The sequence below is a fragment of the Arthrobacter sp. BK1 genome, assembly GCF_056680055.1.
In genome coordinates this window covers 3,921,495-3,940,022 of sequence record NZ_CM155263.1, presented here as the reverse complement: position 1 = coordinate 3,940,022, position 18,528 = coordinate 3,921,495, and the positions used below count along the sequence as shown (strand labels likewise).

The 18,528-nt window shown below is 66.7% G+C and carries 19 protein-coding genes; 4 read left to right on the top strand and 15 right to left on the bottom strand.

Annotation, left to right across the window (positions count from 1 at the left end; genetic code table 11):
• Positions 1 to 57: 57 nt before the first annotated feature.
• Positions 58 to 1,059, bottom strand: a complete 1,002-nt coding sequence (locus AC1MCA_RS18020) for a 3'-5' exonuclease (RefSeq protein WP_479799679.1) — start codon at positions 1,057 to 1,059, stop codon at positions 58 to 60.
• Between the two features lie 141 nt (positions 1,060 to 1,200).
• Between AC1MCA_RS18020 and AC1MCA_RS18015 the strand changes: the two genes are divergently transcribed.
• Positions 1,201 to 1,974 (top strand): VTT domain-containing protein, encoded by a 774-nt coding sequence (locus tag AC1MCA_RS18015; protein WP_108599370.1) that lies wholly within the window; start codon positions 1,201 to 1,203, stop codon positions 1,972 to 1,974.
• A 95-nt stretch (positions 1,975 to 2,069) separates the two neighbouring features.
• On the opposite strand, the gene rdgB is transcribed toward AC1MCA_RS18015, so the two are convergent.
• Both rdgB and rph read right to left on the bottom strand, forming a co-directional pair.
• Positions 2,070 to 2,738, bottom strand: coding sequence for an RdgB/HAM1 family non-canonical purine NTP pyrophosphatase (gene rdgB, locus AC1MCA_RS18010; RefSeq protein ID WP_479799678.1), 669 nt, complete (start codon positions 2,736 to 2,738; stop codon positions 2,070 to 2,072).
• Positions 2,735 to 3,493: a ribonuclease PH gene (gene rph, locus AC1MCA_RS18005; RefSeq protein WP_108599368.1), complete on the bottom strand. Its 759-nt coding sequence runs from the start codon at positions 3,491 to 3,493 to the stop codon at positions 2,735 to 2,737. The genes rdgB and rph overlap by 4 nt, the downstream gene beginning before the upstream one ends.
• Before the next feature lie 83 nt (positions 3,494 to 3,576).
• Between rph and AC1MCA_RS18000 the strand changes: the two genes are divergently transcribed.
• Positions 3,577 to 4,065 (top strand): group II truncated hemoglobin, encoded by a 489-nt coding sequence (locus tag AC1MCA_RS18000; RefSeq protein WP_479799677.1) that lies wholly within the window; start codon positions 3,577 to 3,579, stop codon positions 4,063 to 4,065.
• On the opposite strand, the gene AC1MCA_RS17995 is transcribed toward AC1MCA_RS18000, so the two are convergent.
• The 4 genes from AC1MCA_RS17995 to clpS all read right to left on the bottom strand — a co-directional run bounded on the left by AC1MCA_RS17995 (position 4,062) and on the right by clpS (position 6,931).
• Entirely contained in the window at positions 4,062 to 4,859 is a 798-nt protein-coding gene (locus tag AC1MCA_RS17995; protein ID WP_108599366.1) for an MBL fold metallo-hydrolase, read from the bottom strand. The genes AC1MCA_RS18000 and AC1MCA_RS17995 overlap by 4 nt on opposite strands.
• The gene (gene murI, locus AC1MCA_RS17990; RefSeq protein WP_479799676.1) at positions 4,856 to 5,920 is read right to left on the bottom strand and encodes a glutamate racemase; all 1,065 of its coding nucleotides are present in this window, start codon (positions 5,918 to 5,920) and stop codon (positions 4,856 to 4,858) included. The genes AC1MCA_RS17995 and murI overlap by 4 nt, the downstream gene beginning before the upstream one ends.
• Before the next feature lie 68 nt (positions 5,921 to 5,988).
• The gene (locus tag AC1MCA_RS17985) at positions 5,989 to 6,555 is read right to left on the bottom strand and encodes a DUF2017 domain-containing protein (protein WP_108599364.1); all 567 of its coding nucleotides are present in this window, start codon (positions 6,553 to 6,555) and stop codon (positions 5,989 to 5,991) included.
• Positions 6,548 to 6,931, bottom strand: coding sequence for an ATP-dependent Clp protease adapter ClpS (gene clpS, locus AC1MCA_RS17980; protein ID WP_108599363.1), 384 nt, complete (start codon positions 6,929 to 6,931; stop codon positions 6,548 to 6,550). Before clpS ends, AC1MCA_RS17985 begins: the two co-directional genes overlap by 8 nt.
• A gap of 155 nt (positions 6,932 to 7,086) precedes the next feature.
• Between clpS and AC1MCA_RS17975 the strand changes: the two genes are divergently transcribed.
• On the top strand, positions 7,087 to 8,415 hold the full coding sequence (locus tag AC1MCA_RS17975; RefSeq protein ID WP_479799675.1) for a nicotinate phosphoribosyltransferase: 1,329 nt from the start codon (positions 7,087 to 7,089) through the stop codon (positions 8,413 to 8,415).
• Positions 8,415 to 9,053 (top strand): isochorismatase family protein, encoded by a 639-nt coding sequence (locus AC1MCA_RS17970; protein ID WP_479799674.1) that lies wholly within the window; start codon positions 8,415 to 8,417, stop codon positions 9,051 to 9,053. The genes AC1MCA_RS17975 and AC1MCA_RS17970 overlap by 1 nt, the downstream gene beginning before the upstream one ends.
• Positions 9,054 to 9,084: 31 nt before the next feature.
• Here the strand turns inward: AC1MCA_RS17970 and AC1MCA_RS17965 are convergent, their stop codons facing one another.
• The 8 genes from AC1MCA_RS17965 to AC1MCA_RS17930 all read right to left on the bottom strand — a co-directional run bounded on the left by AC1MCA_RS17965 (position 9,085) and on the right by AC1MCA_RS17930 (position 18,346).
• Complete coding sequence (locus AC1MCA_RS17965; protein ID WP_479799673.1) at positions 9,085 to 10,869, bottom strand: DEAD/DEAH box helicase; 1,785 nt, start codon at positions 10,867 to 10,869, stop codon at positions 9,085 to 9,087.
• Entirely contained in the window at positions 10,869 to 11,210 is a 342-nt protein-coding gene (locus AC1MCA_RS17960; protein ID WP_066292415.1) for a DUF3039 domain-containing protein, read from the bottom strand. The genes AC1MCA_RS17965 and AC1MCA_RS17960 overlap by 1 nt, the downstream gene beginning before the upstream one ends.
• A 51-nt stretch (positions 11,211 to 11,261) precedes the next feature.
• The gene (gene nagB / locus AC1MCA_RS17955) at positions 11,262 to 12,044 is read right to left on the bottom strand and encodes a glucosamine-6-phosphate deaminase (RefSeq protein ID WP_479799672.1); all 783 of its coding nucleotides are present in this window, start codon (positions 12,042 to 12,044) and stop codon (positions 11,262 to 11,264) included.
• 25 nt (positions 12,045 to 12,069) lie between these two features.
• Positions 12,070 to 13,641 (bottom strand): transporter, encoded by a 1,572-nt coding sequence (locus tag AC1MCA_RS17950; RefSeq protein WP_479799671.1) that lies wholly within the window; start codon positions 13,639 to 13,641, stop codon positions 12,070 to 12,072.
• Positions 13,623 to 14,417, bottom strand: a complete 795-nt coding sequence (locus tag AC1MCA_RS17945; protein WP_479799670.1) for an ABC transporter ATP-binding protein — start codon at positions 14,415 to 14,417, stop codon at positions 13,623 to 13,625. Before AC1MCA_RS17945 ends, AC1MCA_RS17950 begins: the two co-directional genes overlap by 19 nt.
• 57 nt (positions 14,418 to 14,474) lie before the next feature.
• On the bottom strand, positions 14,475 to 15,572 hold the full coding sequence (locus AC1MCA_RS17940; protein WP_479799669.1) for an NADH:flavin oxidoreductase/NADH oxidase: 1,098 nt from the start codon (positions 15,570 to 15,572) through the stop codon (positions 14,475 to 14,477).
• Positions 15,572 to 16,576, bottom strand: coding sequence for a tetratricopeptide repeat protein (locus AC1MCA_RS17935; RefSeq protein WP_479799668.1), 1,005 nt, complete (start codon positions 16,574 to 16,576; stop codon positions 15,572 to 15,574). The genes AC1MCA_RS17940 and AC1MCA_RS17935 overlap by 1 nt, the downstream gene beginning before the upstream one ends.
• 69 nt (positions 16,577 to 16,645) lie before the next feature.
• Positions 16,646 to 18,346, bottom strand: coding sequence for a DUF8094 domain-containing protein (locus AC1MCA_RS17930; protein ID WP_479799667.1), 1,701 nt, complete (start codon positions 18,344 to 18,346; stop codon positions 16,646 to 16,648).
• Positions 18,347 to 18,528 lie beyond the last annotated feature (182 nt).

Here is an 18,528-nt window from a genome sequence, read left to right as displayed (position 1 = left end):
CCCGCGGGAAAGATTTGTTGCGCCGCATGAACGCTGAAGGACCGCCCGGGCCGGGATTCACGGTACCGGGGCGAAGCCGCCCACCATCTGCAGGAACTCACCTTCGGAGAGAACCTCAATGGCCTGGCCGCGATCGTGCAGTTCCAGGACGCGGCGCGCCTTGCCGGTCAGCCTTCCGGAACGCAGGTCCGCGGCCACAAACCCGTCGCCCACCACCAGCACCGTGGTGCGGGCAGTCACCCGGCTTTCCGGCCGGGCACCCAGTTCAGCAGACCGCACTTTGGCTTCCGGCCGGCCAATGGCGAGCGCACCGGTAAAGACAACGGTCTGGCCATACAGCGGATGGGACGGTTCGGCGTCGGGATTGGGCACGGGGTTGGCGCCCTCCTCCGGCCAGCCTGACAGGAACGGCCGGACCAGCGCCGCTCCGTTACTGCCGCCCGAAACGGCGGCCAGGCTCGCTTTGGAAAGCTTATCGCGAGCCGGATCGAACGCGTGCTGACGGGGCAGCTCCAGGCCCAGGGACAGATACAGTTCCGCAATGCTGTTGGCGTTATTCCGCGCTGCAATGTCGATCAGGATGCCGGCGCACGCACGGGCATCCTCCGCGGCGTCGTGGTGGTTGACCAGGGGCACGCCGGCTTCCTCCGCGGCGAACGGCAGGGAGTTGGAGACCAGGGAATAGCAGCGCCGCGAAAGCATCACCGTGCAGACGTAGTCGTAGGCGGGGCCCGGTAACCCGGAAACCTCCAGCCCGGACCGGATCACGCCGAGGTCAAAGGCGGCATTGTGGGCGGCCAGGATGTCGTCGCCGATAAAGGCCCCGATCTCCGGGAACAGCTCACCGAACCGCGGGCGGCCTGCCACGTCCTCGGACCTGATGCCGTGGATCCGGACGTTGTGGTACTCAAAGTGGTCATGGCCGGACGGTGGCCGCATCAGCCAGGCCGCCTCGTCCACCACCCGTCCGCCCCGGACTTTCGTCAGGCCCACCGCGCACGGTGAACCACGGAAGCCGTTGGCAGTCTCGAAGTCGATCGCCGTAAAGTCCAAACCCACGGCCCACACTTTACCGCCGGGAGGGAGGGTTGCTGCGTCACCGGGGCGGCCCTGTCACCGAAATCACCACGGCGGGCATCTCACTGCACACCGGGGACCCCTGCATGAGTCAAGTACCCTAGGTAGGTGAACTTCCTTGCGATCAGTGACCTTGCCGTGCCCATGCTGGGTGGAGCAGGACCGGTCCAGCCGCAGCTGGCCTCCTTCCTGCCCGACTGGCTGAACCCCCAGATCTTCCTTGCCGATCCAGCACTTGCCCCCTGGGTGGTCTTGCTGGTGTGCGGGATCGTCTTCGCCGAGACGGGGCTGCTCGTGGGGTTCTTCCTCCCCGGCGATTCGATGCTGTTCACGGCCGGGCTCCTGGTGGCCACCGACACCATCAAATTCAATGTCTGGCTGTTGTCGCTGCTGATCATCATCGCAGCCATCATCGGCAACCAGACGGGCTACTTCATTGGCTCCAAAGCCGGCCCGGCGATCTTCAACAAGCCGAACTCCCGCCTGTTCAAGCGCGAAAATGTTGAGAGCGCGCATGCATTCTTTGAAAAGCACGGCGGCAAGGCCCTGATCCTGGCCCGCTTCGTCCCGATCATCCGGACCTTCGTTCCGGTGATTGTGGGCGTGGCCCAGATGAGCAAGCGGAAGTTCTTCCTCTACAACGTGATTGGGGCCGTGCTCTGGGGCGGCGGCGTGACGCTCCTGGGCTACCTCCTGGGTGACCGCGTGCCGTGGGTGCGCGAGAACCTGGACATCATCTTCATCGCCATCGTCCTTGTCTCCGTGATTCCCATCGGCGTCGAGGTCCTTCGCGGCTTGTCGGCCAAGCGCCAGGCTGCCGCCTTCGGCACGGACGCCGTGGACGAATTCATTGAGGAGCACGCTCCCGCCGAGGAGCGCAAGACCAACCTGGACTGACAGGACGGCAGTACAACGGTGAGGGGCCCTGCAATGCAGGGCCCCTCACGTTTTGAAGACCGGCAGTATCCCTCGACGGGTCAACGGAGTCCCCGCTACCGCCGGCCGAGAGCCGCAACGATGGCCGGCACCAGGGCGCGGAAGGCCTTACCGCGGTGGCTGATCGCGTTCTTCTCCTCGGAGGACAGCTCCGCGCAGCTGCGGCTCTCCCCCACCGGCTGCAGGATGGGGTCATAGCCGAAGCCGCCCTCGCCGCGTGGTTCCCGGAGGAGGATCCCCTCCAACTGGCCGTATTCCACCACTTCGCGGCCGGAGTCCGCCCCCGGCACAGCAAGGGCCGCGGCGCACACAAAGGCCGCCCCGCGATAGCCGTCCGGCACATCGGAGAGCTGGTCCAGGAGCAGCCTCAGGTTGGCGGAATCGTCGCCGTGGCGGCCTGCCCATCGTGCGGAAAAGATTCCCGGCGCACCGCCCAGGACATCAACCGCCAGCCCCGAGTCGTCGGCAATCGCCACCAGACCCGTAGCCTCGGCGACGGCACGGGCCTTCAACAGCGAGTTCTCCGCGAACGTCACGCCGGTTTCGACGACGTCCGGCGCACCGGCCGCGGCGGCGTCCACTACCTGGGTATCGACGTCGAGCCCCGGGATCCGGCCGCGCAGGAGGTCCCGAAGCTCACGCAGCTTTCCCTGGTTGTGGGTAGCCAGGACCAGGCGCGGAGCCACGGCGCCTTCAACGTCCGGGTTCACAGGACCGGCGATCACAGGGCGTCAGCGAGGGTTTCCCGCTGGATGGCAGCCAGCTGGGTGGTCCCCAGCAGAGCGAGGTCCAGCAGCTGGTTGAGCTCGTCCCGGTCAAAGGGTGCGCCCTCGGCAGTGCCCTGGACCTCCACGAACTTGCCGGAGCCGGTAACCACCACGTTCATGTCGGTCTCGGCGCGGACGTCCTCAACATAGGGCAGGTCAAGCATGGGCACGCCGTCGATGATGCCTACCGAGACGGCGGCGATGGTGTCGACCAGCGGCTGGGCGTTCTTGGCGATGAGCTTGTTGTCCCGCGCAAAGCGGATGGCGTCAGCCAACGCCACGTAGGCTCCGGTGATGGCCGCGGTGCGGGTTCCGCCGTCGGCCTGCAGGACGTCGCAGTCCAAAACAATAGTGTTTTCGCCCAGGGCCTTGGTGTCGATGATGGACCGGAGCGACCGTCCGATCAGCCGGGAGATCTCGTGGGTGCGCCCGCCGATCTTACCCCTGACCGATTCGCGGTCGGAGCGCGTGTTGGTGGCGCGGGGAAGCATGGCGTACTCCGCCGTTACCCAGCCGCGGCCCTCGCCCTTGAGCCAGCGGGGCACCCCGGCCGTCAGCGAAGCGGTGCACAGGACCCTGGTGTTGCCGAACTCGATCAGGGCCGATCCCTCTGCCTGCTTTGACCATCCCCGGGTGATGCTGATGGGGCGGAGCTGATCGGGGGCGCGGCCATCGGCGCGTACTACGGGCACTGCTGTTGCTTCTGAAGTCATGCCTTTAGCTTATCGACTCGCCGCCCGGGCCTTTGCCACGGAGCCCCTTCCGCCCCCGGCACGCGGCGTGTCACCGTTACTGCATGCAGACCGTGTACGAGGCGGCCGGAGGCGCCGGCTTCTTCCTCTCCCTAGCCGAGGCCTGGCACTTGAGAGTGATGGCTGACGGTGTGGTCAGCCACGCGTTCAGCCACGGATTCCATCCTGAGCACAGCCGGCGGCTGGCAGCCTATTGGGCGGAGGCCCTGGGGGGCCCGCCCGGGTACTCCGCCTCCTTGGGTGACGAGTCAGCCGTGGTCCGGCTGCACAGTGGCAACGGCCCGCACGAGGAAATGGACCGCAGGGCGATAGCCTGCTTCGACCAGGCGCTGGCCGACGTCGGACTCACCGGCGACTCCCGGCTCCGCGACGTGCTCAACAGCTACTTCGCGTGGGCAACCACAGCCAGCCTGTCCCGTTACCAGGACTCAGCGGATGACGTGCCGGACGGGCTCCGCATCCCGCACTGGTCCTGGGACGGACTGGCCGGCGAAGCGGGTTCCGGCTCCCCGGACGGTCAGCCGGGGCCTTAGATCGTGTAGTGCACCCCGGCCACGGCAACGGCGACATCGCCGCCGAAGACGGGCCGGGCTTCGGCCATCACGGTGGTCTGTGATGTCCAGACGGGGATGTGCGTGAGGAGGAGCCTGCGCGCACCAGCCGCGGCCGCTGCCTCACCGGCCCGCTTACCGGTCAGGTGCACATCCTTGATGGAATCGTCCCGGCCTTCCTCGAAAGCGGCCTCGCAAAGGAACAGGTCAGCGTCCTTGGCCGCCTCTTCCAGACCCGCGCAGGAATCGGTATCACCGGAATAGGTCAGGACCCGGGTGACCTTACGGCCATCCTTGCCCGGCTCCGTCGCCTCGACCCGGAGGGCGTAGGCCTCCTCCACCGGATGGTTCACCGCGAACGGCGTCACCGTGAAGGGCCCCACGGTAACGGACTCCCGCTCAGTCCAGTTGGTGAAGTCGAACTCCTCATGCATCCCGGGGTCCAGTTCCAGCCCGTAGGCGGTTGCCATCCGGTCCGCGGTTGCGGCGGGTCCCCACACCGGGATCCTGCCCCGCCCCCAGCCGCCCGGTTTCCACCGGACTGCCACGTGCAGGCCGCACAGGTCCATGCAGTGGTCAGGATGCAGGTGGGTCAGGAAGATGGCATCGATGTCCTCAAGGTCTGTGTAGCGCTGGATGGCACCCAGCGCCCCGCTTCCCAGGTCCATCACGATCTTCCACGTCCGCTCGCCGTCGGTGGCTGTCAGCAGGTAGCACGACGCCGGCGAGCCGGGGCCGGGAAAGGAGCCTGTGCAGCCAACGATGGTGAGCTTCACAGGGTGGGACCTCCGGCCCCGGGGATGCTGACGAAGTTCGAAATCCTTGGCCCCGCGGTTCGCCCGGAGGCGGCGTTCTGGGCTGCCGCCACCATTTCGGGAGTGATCCGGGCCAGGCTTCCCGTGGGATATTGAGCGGCGACGTGATCCACGTGCTGGACGGAGAGGACCTCCGGCCCCAGGAAGCGGCGGGCCAGGGCCTCGAACTGGGCGGCGTCTCCTGTTGCTATGAAGTGGTGTTCGGGCGCGCCGGCCGCGGTGCGCTGAAGGTCATGGGTGGCCAGGGCGCGGTAGACGTCCTTGGCTGTCTCCTCGGCGCTGGACACCAGCGTCACGGCGTCGCCCATCACCAGGGAAATAACCCCGGTCAGCAACGGATAGTGGGTGCAGCCAAGCACCAGGGTGTCTACACCGGCGGCCTTCAGCGGCGCCAGATATTCCTCGGCAAGGGCCAGCAGCGCCGGCCCCATGGTGATGCCGGCTTCAACGTAGTTGACGAATTCCGGGCAGGCCACGGAGGTGATGGCCAGGTCCGGCGCGGCGGCAAAGGTGTCCTCGTAGGCCCGGGAACCCACGGTGGCGGACGTGCCGATGACCCCGATCCGGCCGCTGCGCGTGGCGGCAACTGCACGCCGGACGGCCGGCTGGATCACTTCGATGACGGGAATGCCGTACCGGGCCGTGTAGCGTTCGCGGGCGTCCCGGAGGACAGCGGCCGACGCCGAATTGCAGGCAATGGTGAGGAGCTTGACGCCGGAGTCCACCAGTTCGTCCATCACGCCCAGGGCATTGGCCCTGACTTCGGCGATGGGCAGCGGCCCGTAGGGGCCGTGGGCGGTGTCCCCCACGTAAAGGATTGATTCGTTGGGCAGCTGGTCGATGATGGACCGCGCCACGGTCAGGCCGCCGACGCCCGAGTCAAAGACCCCGATGGGGCGGGACCCCACCTGGCCGGTGTTGTCGCCGGCGGCGGAGTCCGGCGCTGCTGCCACTGAAGGATCCATGCTCGAGGCTGTTGTCATGATTATTCGAGGATAGGTCTTCCCTGAGTCCGCAGCCATCACATTGTGGCGGCCGACTCATGTCGAATGTGTCACAGTACGATCCCTGCCGGGAACGCCTGCGCGGTTCAGGAGCGTGAATCGAGAGACTGGAGCATCGCCTGGACCAGGGACTCCTGCAGCCAGGTGGTGAAGTTGTATACCAGCGCGAGGTAGCTTTCCACGTCCTCCGCCTGGGACCAGTCCTGCATCAGGTGGACGTGCTCGGCATCCTCCTCATCGCGGATATCCAGCCGTTCCGCCAGCACGAGCCGGACATCGTTCAGTGCCATGGACCAGTGCCGTGCACCGTCGGCGGTCAGGACCACCTCGTCCTTGTCCAGGTCCAGCGCGGCGGCGCGCAGCGCGCCGATCTTGGTTTCCCGGAGCGAGCGTTCGGTGAGCTGGCGGAACTCCAGGGACGCGCCGTCGTCGTCCTTCATGACATTGGGCAACAGCCGCTTGACCGCTCTGTCCGATGGTTCACGAACGTCCATGTCCAGCCCGATCAGGGCGGCCAGGGGGTCCTGGTTTTCGCGCTCTTCCGGCTGAAGCATGGAGATGACGTCGTCGATCAGGCTGCGGAGCAGTTCCCGCTCGGCCGGTTCCAGGAATCCGGTGATGCCCTTGAGCCCGTTTTTGAATGCCTTAGCCACGTTTCCCCTTGCCCTGGCCGGACCCGCCGGATTTCTTTGGGTTTCCGCCGTTTCCGCCGCTGGCTTTTTCCACGGTGGCCCACAACCCGAAGCCGTGCATGGCGACTGCGTGCCGCTCAACCTGCTCCTTGCTGCCATGGGCAACGATGGAGCGGCCCTTCCTGTGGACTTCCATCATCAGCTTGTTCGCTTTGGACTCGGAATAGCCGAAGTAGCTCTGGAACACGTAGCTGACATAGCTCATCAGATTAACCGGGTCATTCCAGATCACCAGGTTCCACGGGATGTCCGGGGCGGTCAGGGAATCGGTGGAGGCATCAGTGCCGGTCCGGGTCCCTTCCCTTGTACCAGGGCCGGGCGCAACGCTTATGGTCATCTGTCCATTCTATGGGGAGTATGGGCCCACGCCGGCTAGGGCCCCGCGGCGAAGCGAAGCGAGACGTGGGAGCCGGTGGGTGGGCCCACGCCGGCTAGGGCCCCGCGGCGAAGCGAAGCGAGACGTGGGAGCCGGTGGGGACTAGAGTGAATTTTGTGAGTACCCCTGCCGGCTGGGACCATCCCCGCACGTCCTTGTACACAGACCACTACGAGCTGACAATGCTGCAGGCGTCGCTGCATTCCGGCGCCGCCCACCGCAGGTCGGTGTTCGAGGCCTTTGCCAGGCGGCTGCCCGACGGCCGGCGGTACGGGATCGTGGCCGGAACCGGGCGGCTGCTCGAAGGCCTTGCTGACTTCCGCTTCGGCGAAGAAGAGCTGGACTTCCTGGGCCGGACCGGCGTGGTCAACCAGGACACCCTGGACTACCTGGCAAATTACCGGTTCACCGGTGACATCTGGGGTTACCCGGAGGGCGAGGCCTACTTCCCCAACTCCCCCATCCTCATCGTCGAATCCACGTTCGCCGAAGCGTGCATGCTCGAGACGTACATACTCTCGGTCCTGAACCATGACAGCGCCATTGCCTCCGCCGCGTCCCGCATGATCACCGCGGCAGGCAACCGGCCCTGCATCGAAATGGGATCCCGCCGCACGCACGAGGAAGCGGCCACGGCCTCCGCGCGGGCCGCCGTCATCGCCGGATTCCACAGCACGTCCAACCTCGAGGCAGGCATCCGCTACGGCATCAAGACCGTGGGAACCGCCGCACACTCCTTCACCCTCCTGCACGACACTGAACGCGAGGCGTTCGAGGCCCAGCTCGCCTCCCTGGGGGAAGGCACCTCGCTGCTCGTGGACACGTACGACGTCGAAACGGCCGTCCGGACGGCCGTTGAGTTGGCAGGGCCAAAACTTGGGGGTGTCCGCCTCGACTCCGGCGACCTCGTGGCCCAGGCACAGTGGGTCCGGCGGCTCCTCGATGAACTCGGCAATGAGAACACCCGGATCATGGTCACCTCGGACCTTGACGAATTCGCCATCGCGGGGCTCCAGTCCGCTCCTGTCGACTCCTACGGGGTGGGCACGTCACTGGTGACCGGCTCGGGCGCGCCCACTGCCAGCATGGTCTACAAGCTGGTGAGCCGCACCGACGACGCCGGCAATTTCGTGTCAGTGGCCAAGGCCGCGAAGAACAAAACCAGCATGGGCGGACGCAAGTATGCGCTGCGCAAACTCAACGAGCGCGGCACCGCCACCCAGGAAATCGTCGGGATCGGTCACCGCCCCGACGACGACGGCAACGACAGGCCCCTGCTGCAGCAGTTCATGAAGAACGGCGAGCTGCTGCCCGGCTGGACCGGGCATGAAGGCGTTGTGCGGGCCCGGCAGCGGCATGCTGACACCATGGCCGAACTGCCCGCCGTGGTCAACCGCCTGCAGCGCGGCGAGCCGGCCATCCCCACCATCTACGAGGAGAACTGATGTCCCGCGCCCTGATCATCGTCGACGTCCAGAACGACTTCTGCGAGGGCGGTTCGCTGGCCGTGGCCGGCGGCGCCCACGTGGCTTCAGCCATCAGTGACTATGTTGACGCCCACCACACCGAATTCGACCATATTGTTGCCACCCAGGACTGGCACATCGATCCCGGTGCGCATTTCTCCGAAACCCCGGACTTCAAAGACAGCTGGCCCCGCCACTGCGTAGCGGGAACGCGGGGCGCCGAACTGCACCCGGACCTGGACACGGAGTACATCCAGGCGTACTTCCAGAAAGGCCAGTTCGCCGCAGCGTACTCCGGCTTCGAGGGCCTGCTGGCGCCTGAGGATGCCGTCCCCACCGGCGAACGCCTGGCCGGTTCCCTTCCCGCCGCTGCAGAGGCAGAGGACTATTCTCCGGCGGAGGACGCCATCGGGCTGGACGACTGGCTGCAGAGCCACGACGTCGAGGACGTGGTGGTGGTGGGGATCGCCACCGACTACTGCGTGATGGCCACTGCGCTGGACGCAGTCCAGGCCGGGTACTCCGTGACCGTCATCCGCTCCCTGACGGCCGGCATTGCCGAGGACCTCGACGATGCCGTTGCCGAAATGGAACTCGGCGGCGTCGAAATCGGCTGAACACGTCCGGCCGGTTCACCTCCGGGCCGCTTCACTTCCGGCCGATGAACCAGTCCTGGAGTTTCCGCAGCCTCGACTGAAGCTGTTCCTCGTTGGCCTGTGCCACCGGGGGGCCGCCACAGACGGTCCGGAGCTTGGTGTGAACCACCCCGTGCGGGGTCCCGGTCCGGGCCGACCAGGCTGCCACGTTCTTGGCAAGCTCGTTCCGCAAGTCCATCAGCATCCGGTGGTCAGGAATTGCCGGTGCCGCGGCGGCCGGTTCAGCCGCCGGCGAGCGCCGGTTCTTCCGGTTGAGCTGCTCATGCTGGCGCTGCCGGAGAAGGGTGCCTACCTGCTCGGCATCCAGAAGGCCGGGTATGCCCAGGAAATCCAGTTCATCCTCGGAGCCCACCTCTCCCCCGGTGCCGAACTCGCCGCCGTCGAACAGGACCCGGTCAAAGGACGCCTGCGAATCGAGGGCTTCAAACTTGCCTTTGGTCAGGCTGTCCGAGGCCTTGTCCTCCCGGTTGGCCTCCGCCATCAGGGAATCCTCAGGCGAGAACAGGCCGTCAGCGTCCTCCTTTTCGGGGCGGTCCAGGGCGTGGTCCCGTTCCATTTCCATGGAGTTGGCCAGTCCCATCAGCGCCGGCACCGAAGGAAGGAACACCGAGGCGGTCTCACCCCGCTTACGGGCACGCACAAAGCGGCCCACCGCCTGGGCGAAGAACAGCGGTGTGGACGTGGACGTGGCATAGACACCCACGGAAAGGCGGGGAACGTCCACGCCTTCGGAAACCATGCGGACTGCCACCATCCAGCGTTTCTCGCTGGTGGTGAACTCTTCAATCTTGCTTGAGGCCTTGACGTCGTCCGAGAGGATCACCGTTGGCGATTCACCGGTGATCTTCTTCAGCTGGCCCGCATAGGCCCTGGCATCCTCGTGGTCCGTGGCGATGACCAGGCCGCCGGCATCAGGGACGGTGCGGCGCACTTCACTCAGGCGCTTGTCGGCTCCGGCCAGGACGGCTGGGATCCATTCGCCCGCGGGGTTCAGGGCGGTCCGCCAGGCATGGGCGGTGATGTCCTTGGTGACAGCCGCTTCCCCGAGGGAAGCAGCCATCTCTTCTCCGGCGCTGGTACGCCACCGCATCTGCCCGGAGTAGGCCATGAACATGACCGGCCGCACCACGTGGTCGCGCAGGGCATTGCCGTAGCCATAGGTGTAGTCCGCTTTGGAGCGCCTGATGCCGTCGCGGTCCTCGGCGTAGTCCACGAACGGGATGGGTGAGGTGTCCGAGCGGAACGGCGTACCCGTCAGGGACAGCCGCCGGGCTGCGGGATCGAAGGCCTCCTTGAGGCCATCACCCCAGGACAACGCCTCGCCGCCGTGGTGGATCTCGTCAAGGATCACCAGGGTGCGGGCGGCCTCCGTTTTGGCGCGGTGCAGCATCGGCTTGCTGGCGACCTGCGCGTACGTGACTGCCACACCGACGAAGCCGCGGCCGTGCTGGCCGTCGGCGTTCTTGAAGTTCGGATCAATGGCGATGCCCACCTTGGCGGCGGCATCGGCCCACTGCCGCTTCAGGTGGTCCGTGGGCGCCACGATGGTCACCCGGTTCACGGCCCCGGATTCGATGAGCATGGAAGCCACGCGCAGGGCGAAGGTGGTTTTACCGGCGCCGGGAGTTGCTACTGCGAGGAAGTCCCGGGGACCGGTCCTGAAGTAGAGATCGAGTGCTTCCTGCTGCCAGGCACGGAGTTTTTGGGCGGTTCCCCAGGCTGCACGTTCCGGATAAGCCGGAGGCAGGGTGGGGCCGCCAAAGAGCGTCTCCGTCACTACTTGTTGTTGCCTGAGTCCCCTCCGGGACCCTTGCCGCCGTCGTTGCCCGGGCGGAGGCCTTCATAAACCTCTTTGCACATGGGGCACACGGGGAACTTCTGTGGATCCCGGCCGGGGGTCCACACCTTGCCGCACAGGGCAATGACGGGCTCACCCGTCAGTGCGGACTCCATGATCTTTTCCTTGCGCACGTAGTGCGAGAAGCGTTCCCGGTCACCGGGCTCCACTTCCTGGCGCAGCTCTTCGCGCTCGATGGTGGCCGTGGACGTTCCAGCCCCGGAAAGCTCGCGCATCGGGTCGTTTTCGAGAGGGTCCGTCATGCTAGTCATGGCATCCATCTTAGCCTCCCCCGGATGTGGACGTTCGACGGCGGCCGGACCGTTTCGCCCTCACAGTCCCTGCCAGGCAGGTTTGTGCTCATAGGTGTGCCGGTAGAAGTCGGCCAGCTTCAGCGAGGACGCCGCGGCCTCGTCCACGAGGATGGTGGCATGCGGGTGGAACTGCAGGATCGATGCCGGGCAGAACGCCGAAACCGGCCCCTCCACAAAGTCGCGGACTGCCGGGGCCTTCCGGGCACCGGTGGCCACCAGGACCACGTGCCGGGCTTCCATGATGGTGCCCAGCCCCTGGGTGACCACGTGGTGCGGCACCGCGGCCAGGCTTGGGAAGAACCGGGCATTGTCCCGCCGGGTCTGCTCGATCAGGGTCTTGATGCGGGTCCGGGACGCGAGGGAGGAGCCCGGTTCGTTGAAGCCGATGTGGCCATCGGTTCCCACGCCGAGAAGCTGGAGGTCCACCCCGCCCACTGCCTGCATGGCGTCCTCGTACGAACGGCAGGCTGCGGGAAGGTCTTCCGCGGCGCCGTCGGGCGTGTGGACATTGGTTTCATCAATGTTTACCCGGCTGGTGAACTCCCGCCGGATCACTTCCCTATAGGATTCCGGATGCCCATGCTCCAGCCCCACGTACTCGTCCAGCGCAAAGGCATGTGCCCTGCTGAAATCGAGGCCGCCGCTGCTGTGCCTCGCGGCCAGTTCGTCGTAGACGGGCAGGGGCGAGGACCCGGTGGCCAGGCCCAGCACGGCCTCCGGCTTCTTCCGCAGCAGTTCCTCGATGGCAGAGGCCGCCAGCTTTCCGATCTGCCTGCTACCGGGGAGGATGACGACTTCCATGGACCAGACCTTTCGTTGACCGGATTCAGCGGTTCACGGTGAGCTGGGCCAGCAGTTCAGGGCCGCGGGCATCGAGCCACTTTCCACCCAGCCGGATGCCTGCTCCAAACAAAGCCAGTCCCAGCATCAGGCCCACGGCCAGGTTGGCCCACCCGAAGACGGGGTTGCCGGTGACCATCTGGGCGATGAAGAGTCCCACTTCGGGCAGGACCAGCAGACTGAGGATACCCATGCCGGCGAACTGCACAGCCAAGGTCTGGCCTACGTTTCCCGGAGGCTTTTTGAACGGGCTGTCCCCGGGCAGCGGAACAGCAACGGTGTAGCGGGCCGACACTACGGACGACAGCCCCAGGCCGGTGAACAGGACACCCAGGCTGAGGCCAAGCTGGCCCGGCAACGCCACCCAGGCGCTGGTGAAAAACGCCTGCCCAACGGCGAAGATGAGGACCACCGGAAGGCCGAAGGCCAGGCAGGCAAGAGCACGCCCGAGCCGGTCATCAAAGCCCCGCACGCCGGTGGCCACATGCAGCGCGAAAGCTGTGTTGTCGTAGGAGACGTCTGCCGAGATGGACCAGGCCAGCAGGAACGCGGAGAGCGGAGCTGCCATTGCCAGCGTCCCGTAGTCGCCGGACTGGCTGCCCTGGAAGACCAGCAGCAGGGGCAGCAGCGGAACCACCACCAGGGAACCTGAATAGCGGGGATCGCGTATCCAGTAGGTCAGGGACCTCGCAGTCACGGCACCGGCCGGGGTGGCCGGCAGCACGCCAAAAAGACCCAGCTTTCCTCCCTTCCTGCTCCCGCTGCCGGCGTACGGCGGATTGACCAGAGCGCGCTCCAGGAGCAGCTTCCAGCACCAGGCCAGTCCCGCCAGCGTGGCCAGTGCGATGAGGAGTTTGATGGCGGCTTCAAGGGGCCGGCCGGCGGCAACATCGCCGCCGAGGGACCAGGCTGCACCCAAGGGCGTCCAGGACAGCGTGGCCGCCAGTTCAGTGAGGAACCCGGCCGAGGCGGCTACCCCCCGGCTGACACCCGCCACAATCGGGCCCATGAGGACCAGCGGGATCATAAATGCGATGGCACTGACATCCTTGAAGCGGCGTGACGACGCCAGGCTGGCGGTTGCCGTGGTCACCACCCGGGACAGGACGATGCAGCTCAGGACGCCCACTGCGGCGCCCACCAGCGCGGCGGCTGCCGGTAGCGGGCCCCGGGCCCAGGTCCACACAGTTGCCAGAGCCACCAAGGCGGTGGCCAGGCCCGGGATCCCGATCAGCCCGCCGAGAGCCAGGCCGGTCAGGAGCTGAGGCATGGGGATGGCAGAGGTGGTGAAGCGCGCAGGATCAAGGGTCATGTCCACGGCCGAGGCCGCGATGGGAACTATGCCCCAGCCCAGGAGGGCAGCCGAACCGCCCAGCACCACGGCCAGGTGGGCAAGTTCCGGATCAGCCCGGCGCAGCAGCACCAGCGCCACCACCAGCGCCCCGACCAGTCCCAGCGCATACAGCCCGCCGAAGGCCATGCCCACCAGCTGCCACGGGCTGCGGCGGAGGCCGTTCCGGAGCAGGGTCAGCTTCAGTCTTAGAAGGTGCGCAACCATTCCAGGCCTTCCGTGTGGTTGCGCCCGCCCACCAACTGGACAAACCTGTCCTCGAGCGATTCCCCGGCGCGGACCTCATCCACCGTTCCCACAGCAAGCAGCCTTCCGGCGGCAACGACGGCCACGTGGTCGCACATCCGCTGGACCAGGTCCATCACGTGGCTGGACACGATCACCGTCCCGCCCGAAGCAACGTAGCGGTCCAGGATGGCGCGGATGTTAGATGCCGAGACCGGATCCACTGATTCGAAGGGCTCGTCCAGCACCAGCAGCCGCGGAGCATGGATCAGGGCGGATGCGAGCGCGATCTTCTTGGTCATGCCTGCCGAGTAGTCCACCACCAGGGTCCCGGCGTCGTTGCCAAGGTCCAGCGCGGACAACAGCTCGCCCACGCGGGAGGCCACCACGTCCTTGTCCATGCCGCGCAGCAGCCCGGCGTAGGTGACGAGCTGTTCGCCGGTCAGCCGGTCAAAGAGGCGCACCCCGTCCGGCAGGATGCCCATCAGCTTCTTGGCCTCCAATGGCTTGGCCCACACGTCAACCCCGTGCACCACGGCAGTGCCGAAGTCCGGCCGCAGCAGGCCCGTGGCCATCGACAGGGTGGTGGTCTTGCCGGCGCCGTTGGGACCCACAATCCCGAAAAAGGAACCCGCCGGGACGTCCAGGCTGATGCCGTCCACCGCAATCTTGCCGCCGAATCGCTTGGCGAGCCCGCGGATGGACAGGGCAGGGACCGGGCCGGCGGGCAGCACCAGATCAGGATGCGGAGCAGTCATACAGCCAGCGTAGTCCCTGCGCCTGGTCCCGGTGCAGGGCCGAAGGACCAGCGCAGCCTAGAACGAATGCCGCGGCATGGCACGGTCATACTGCGGCGGCCATGCGAGCTCGTGTCCCAGTTGGAACGCAGCGCGGAGCCACCAGTGCGGGTCGCGGAGCGCCGCCCTGGCAATGAACACGCCGTCGGCCTGTCCGGTGGCCACGGCGTGTTCGGCCTGGTCCGCGGAAGTCAGCAGGCCCACAGTGCCCGTGGGGACGCTGGCTTCCCGGCGGATCCGCTCGGAGAAGCCTGACTGGTAGCCCGGGCCGGGCTTGATGTCCTGGTGGGCCACGGCACCTCCGCTGGAGACATCGACCAGGTCAACGCCGCGCTCGGCCGCCTGGGCAGCCAGCCGGACCGATGCCTGGAGATCCACCCCGCCCCGCGCCCAGTCTGTGGCCGAAATGCGAAGCAGCAGGGGCATGGATTCGGGGATGACGTTGCGGACGGCATCAATGACAGCGAGCATCAGCTTGTTGCGGCCTTCCTCGGTGCCGCCCCAGGCGTCTGTCCGCGTGTTGATCAGCGGGCTCTGGAACTGGTGCAGGAGGTAGCCATGGGCTCCGTGGATTTCAACGGTGTCGAATCCGGCGTCGACAGCACGCCCTGCAGCGGCGGCGAAATCGCTGATGACCCCATGGATCTGTTCCCCGGTCATCCCGGCAGGTTCGGCATAGCCATCGAAGGCTGAACGTGACGGGCCAACCGTGGACCAGCCGCCGTCGGACTCCGGAACGCTCCCGCGTTGCCCGGAGAACGGCCAGTAGGTGGACGCCTTCCGCCCCGCGTGGGCCAGCTGGACACCGATTTTGGTGTCGGCGGCGCCGTGGCGGTGCACAAAACCAGTGATCCGCTGCCAGGCCCCGGCCTGTTCGTCGTTGTAGAGCCCGGCATCCCTGGGGCTGATCCGGCCCTGCGGGTTGACGGCGGCCGCCTCGGTGAGGATGAGCGCGGCGCCGCCGGTGGCGAAGGAGCCCAGATGCATCAGGTGCCAGTCGTTCGGTACCCCCGGGGCGCCGTCGGGATCGCAGCTGTACTGGCACATGGGCGACACCCAGCCACGGTGCTTCAACTCCAGCGAGCGGAGCTTCAGCGGCTCGAAGAGGGCCGGCACTAGAAGAGCACCCTGGCCAGTCCCTGGCGTGCCTTGGCAACACGGGGGTCGGTGGTGCCCACCACGTCAAAAAGTTCCAGGAGCCGGACGCGGGCCGTTTCCCGTTCCGGCCCGAAGTTCCGGCCAATGAAGCTGACCACGCGGTTGAAGGCATCCTCCACATGACCGCCCGCCACGTCCAGGTCCGCCACACGGAGCTGCACCTCAAGGTCATCGGGTTCGGTGGCGGCGCGGGTCCGGAGCGCTTCGGTATCGCCGGCCGAAAGCGGCTGCAGCCGGGCCATCAGTTCCACCTGGGCCAGGCCGGCCTTGGCTTCTGCGTCGGCGGGCATTTCCAGCAGGGCCTGGCGGTAGGCAACCGCCGCAGCCTCGTAGTCGCCGGCCTCGATGGCGTCGAACGCGGCCTGGTGCAGCGGCGGAAGCGGCGCGGGTTCAGCATCCTGCGGTGCGCCACCGCCCAGGCTGCCCGTGACCCCGTTCGCTGCAGCTACTTTCAGCAGCTCATCCAGGATGCCCCGGATCTGGGCGTCCTCGGCGCCGCCTTGGAAGAGGGGCACCGGCTGGCCCTTGAGGACGGCGACGGCCGTGGGGACGGCCTGGACCTGGAACGCCTGTGCCAGCTGCGGGAAGGCGTCGATGTCCGCGGTTCCCAGGACCAGCCTGCCGCCAAAGCTGTTGACCACGTGTTCGAGGGTTTCCAGCATACCGGCGGATTCGGGCGAATAGGCGGCCCACAGCGCGATGACAACCGGAACCTGGGCAGAGAGTTCCACCAGCTCCTGGAAGTTGCTCTCGGTGACCTCCACGCGCAGGGGTGCGGGCCCGGCGTCGGCCCCTCCGGTATCCGGGGCTGAACCGCCAGGAGCGGGCGGGCCGGCGGGTGGGTTGACTGCACCTGCCGGCGGCGCCTGCCGCTGTTTCAAGGAGGAAAGGTCGACGGCGCCACGCAGGTTAAGCAGGCTGGCAGCGGCTGGAGGGACAGGGCGGGAAGCTGGCGAACTCATGCTTTCCACTCTAGCCACTCCGGCCGCTGCCGGGTGTACTGCGTGAAGGGGGGGTTTAGCCCTGAGGCGTTACTTGAAGCTTGCGCCTACCAGCCCGCGGGTGGCTGCCACCAGCTTCATGGGATCCGTGGAGCCTGCCGGCGGGACGTAGACCGCCATGGATTCGGCGAAGTTCAGGACCATGCCCGTGGTGGTTTCCTTGCCGCCGGCAAGCGCCGCGGCATCGTCACCGATGGTCAGTTTGTCGCCGGAGGCTTTGGGGGTGCCATCGAAACCGAAGTTGATCCGGCCCAGGACCAGCGCCCCGCCGTCGGCGGTCCGGAATACCACGGTGCTTTCGGGCACTACCTTGTGGGTGAAGGAGAAGTTGCCATTTTCGCCTGATTTAACCACTTCTGCCTGGTAGGACAGCGTGTCCGCGATGTACGGCGAGGAGGCGCCCTCCACCAGTTTGTCCTTGAAACTGGACTCGGCGTTGGACAGGCGGTCCGCCAGGCCTGCAAGGGCTTCTTCGCCGCTGTAGAGCAGCCCCGACTTGTCTGCGGCGGCGAGCGTCTCGGTGCCGCTCCGGTCGATGGCAGGGAACGTTGTGCCCGGCTGCAGCGGGGTGGTCTCGGTCAGCTTGTAGTTTTCCCGCGGTGAGGGCTGAACCAAAGTCAGCAGCTGCGGGACAACGTTGCCGTCGCCCTGGGTGACAGCGAGGACGGAGCGGGGCCAGCTGCGCTCACTGGTGACCACCGTGGTGAGGAGCTTCGTGGACCGGACCGGCATCCGGGCTTCGTAGGTGCCCACTTGGGAACGGATCTTGTAGTTCTGGGTGCGGACTTCAAGCTCGGTCCCGCCAACCCGCTCTGCGAGCTGGGCTGCGTCCTTGGCGGCGTCGCCGGCGTCCGCGGCACTGGAGACCTGTTCCAGGATGCGGCGGAACTGGGCGTCCAGGAGGACAGGCGATGCAGCCGGCTGCCCGGCGGCGGCAGCGGATTCCGTTGCCGGAGCCGGCGCGGGGCTGGTGGCAGCGGTGGCGGCGCCACCGGTGAATGCAACAACAGCGGCCGTCACAGCGGCAGTAGCTACGCCGCCGGAGACCATCGGGAGCCGTGACGAGGAGCGTGCTTCAGACTTCGCCCGGGCGCGCTGGGCAAACCCGCTGCCCTGGCCGTCGCCTTCGCCGTCCTTCTTGCGTGCGGAGAGGAGCGCCAAGGCAATCCCGGCGAGCATCAGGAGTCCGCCCAGGACCATCAGCGGGATGGCCCAGGGGGTGGCGGTGTCATTGGGGAATGTCATGGAGATGGTGGCCGGCGCAGGCTTGGTGCCGTCGGAGGCCAGCAGGAGCGTCCACTCGCCGTCGGCAGGCGGGGTCCAGGTGTACTCCAGCTCACCGCTGGCGTTCTCCGTGGAGACCCACAGATCGGAGCCGGCCGGGTTCGGAGCTGTCGCCTCACCGTTGGCGTGCTCCACCTGGAGCGACTTCTGGTCCTCGGTAACCCCGGTGATGGTGTTGTGGGCCGTCTGGCCTACCCAGGCGTCAACGTCATCGGGCCGGCCGGCGGCGAGCATGAAGTTGCCGTCACCCTCAATGTCGATCTTGACCGTTCCACCGTGCAGCGTGCGCAGTTTCTGGTCGATAACGGTCAGGGGGGCCTCGGCGGCATCTGACGGGGCCGAAGCCGTGAAGGTCTCGGAGGGAGCCCAGATGGTTTTCTGGCCGATACCGGCCAGAAGTGTCAGGAGGCCGAGCAGCACGAGTGCGACTGCAGTCTTGAAACGCAAAGGAAACACCTATCATCAGCGGGGGTTTGCTTTCAATAGTAACCGTTTTGTTACCAGGAGCCCCTTTTGGGCGCCCGTTGACCTTCCCGGTTCCCGGTTGGGAGTCCTCCTGACCGGGCGCCCCCGCCTCTGGTAGCAAGGCTGCTGATAGTGTTTGCGATGATCATCACACCGGCCCGCAC

Excerpts from the sequence above, each read along its gene's own strand:
- nagB (WP_479799672.1), bottom strand. The coding sequence starts at position 12,044 with ATGGAAGTCGTCATCCTCCCCGGTAGCAGGCAGATCGGAAAGCTGGCG.
- clpS (WP_108599363.1), bottom strand. The coding sequence starts at position 6,931 with ATGACCATAAGCGTTGCGCCCGGCCCTGGTACAAGGGAAGGGACCCGG.
- AC1MCA_RS17935 (WP_479799668.1), bottom strand. The coding sequence starts at position 16,576 with ATGAGTTCGCCAGCTTCCCGCCCTGTCCCTCCAGCCGCTGCCAGCCTG.
- AC1MCA_RS17960 (WP_066292415.1), bottom strand. The coding sequence starts at position 11,210 with ATGGATGCCATGACTAGCATGACGGACCCTCTCGAAAACGACCCGATG.
- AC1MCA_RS17950 (WP_479799671.1), bottom strand. The coding sequence starts at position 13,641 with ATGGTTGCGCACCTTCTAAGACTGAAGCTGACCCTGCTCCGGAACGGC.
- rph (WP_108599368.1), bottom strand. The coding sequence starts at position 3,493 with ATGACTTCAGAAGCAACAGCAGTGCCCGTAGTACGCGCCGATGGCCGC.
- AC1MCA_RS17970 (WP_479799674.1), top strand. The coding sequence starts at position 8,415 with ATGTCCCGCGCCCTGATCATCGTCGACGTCCAGAACGACTTCTGCGAG.
- murI (WP_479799676.1), bottom strand. The coding sequence starts at position 5,920 with ATGGCTGCGGACTCAGGGAAGACCTATCCTCGAATAATCATGACAACA.
- AC1MCA_RS18000 (WP_479799677.1), top strand. The coding sequence starts at position 3,577 with ATGCAGACCGTGTACGAGGCGGCCGGAGGCGCCGGCTTCTTCCTCTCC.
- AC1MCA_RS17945 (WP_479799670.1), bottom strand. The coding sequence starts at position 14,417 with ATGACTGCTCCGCATCCTGATCTGGTGCTGCCCGCCGGCCCGGTCCCT.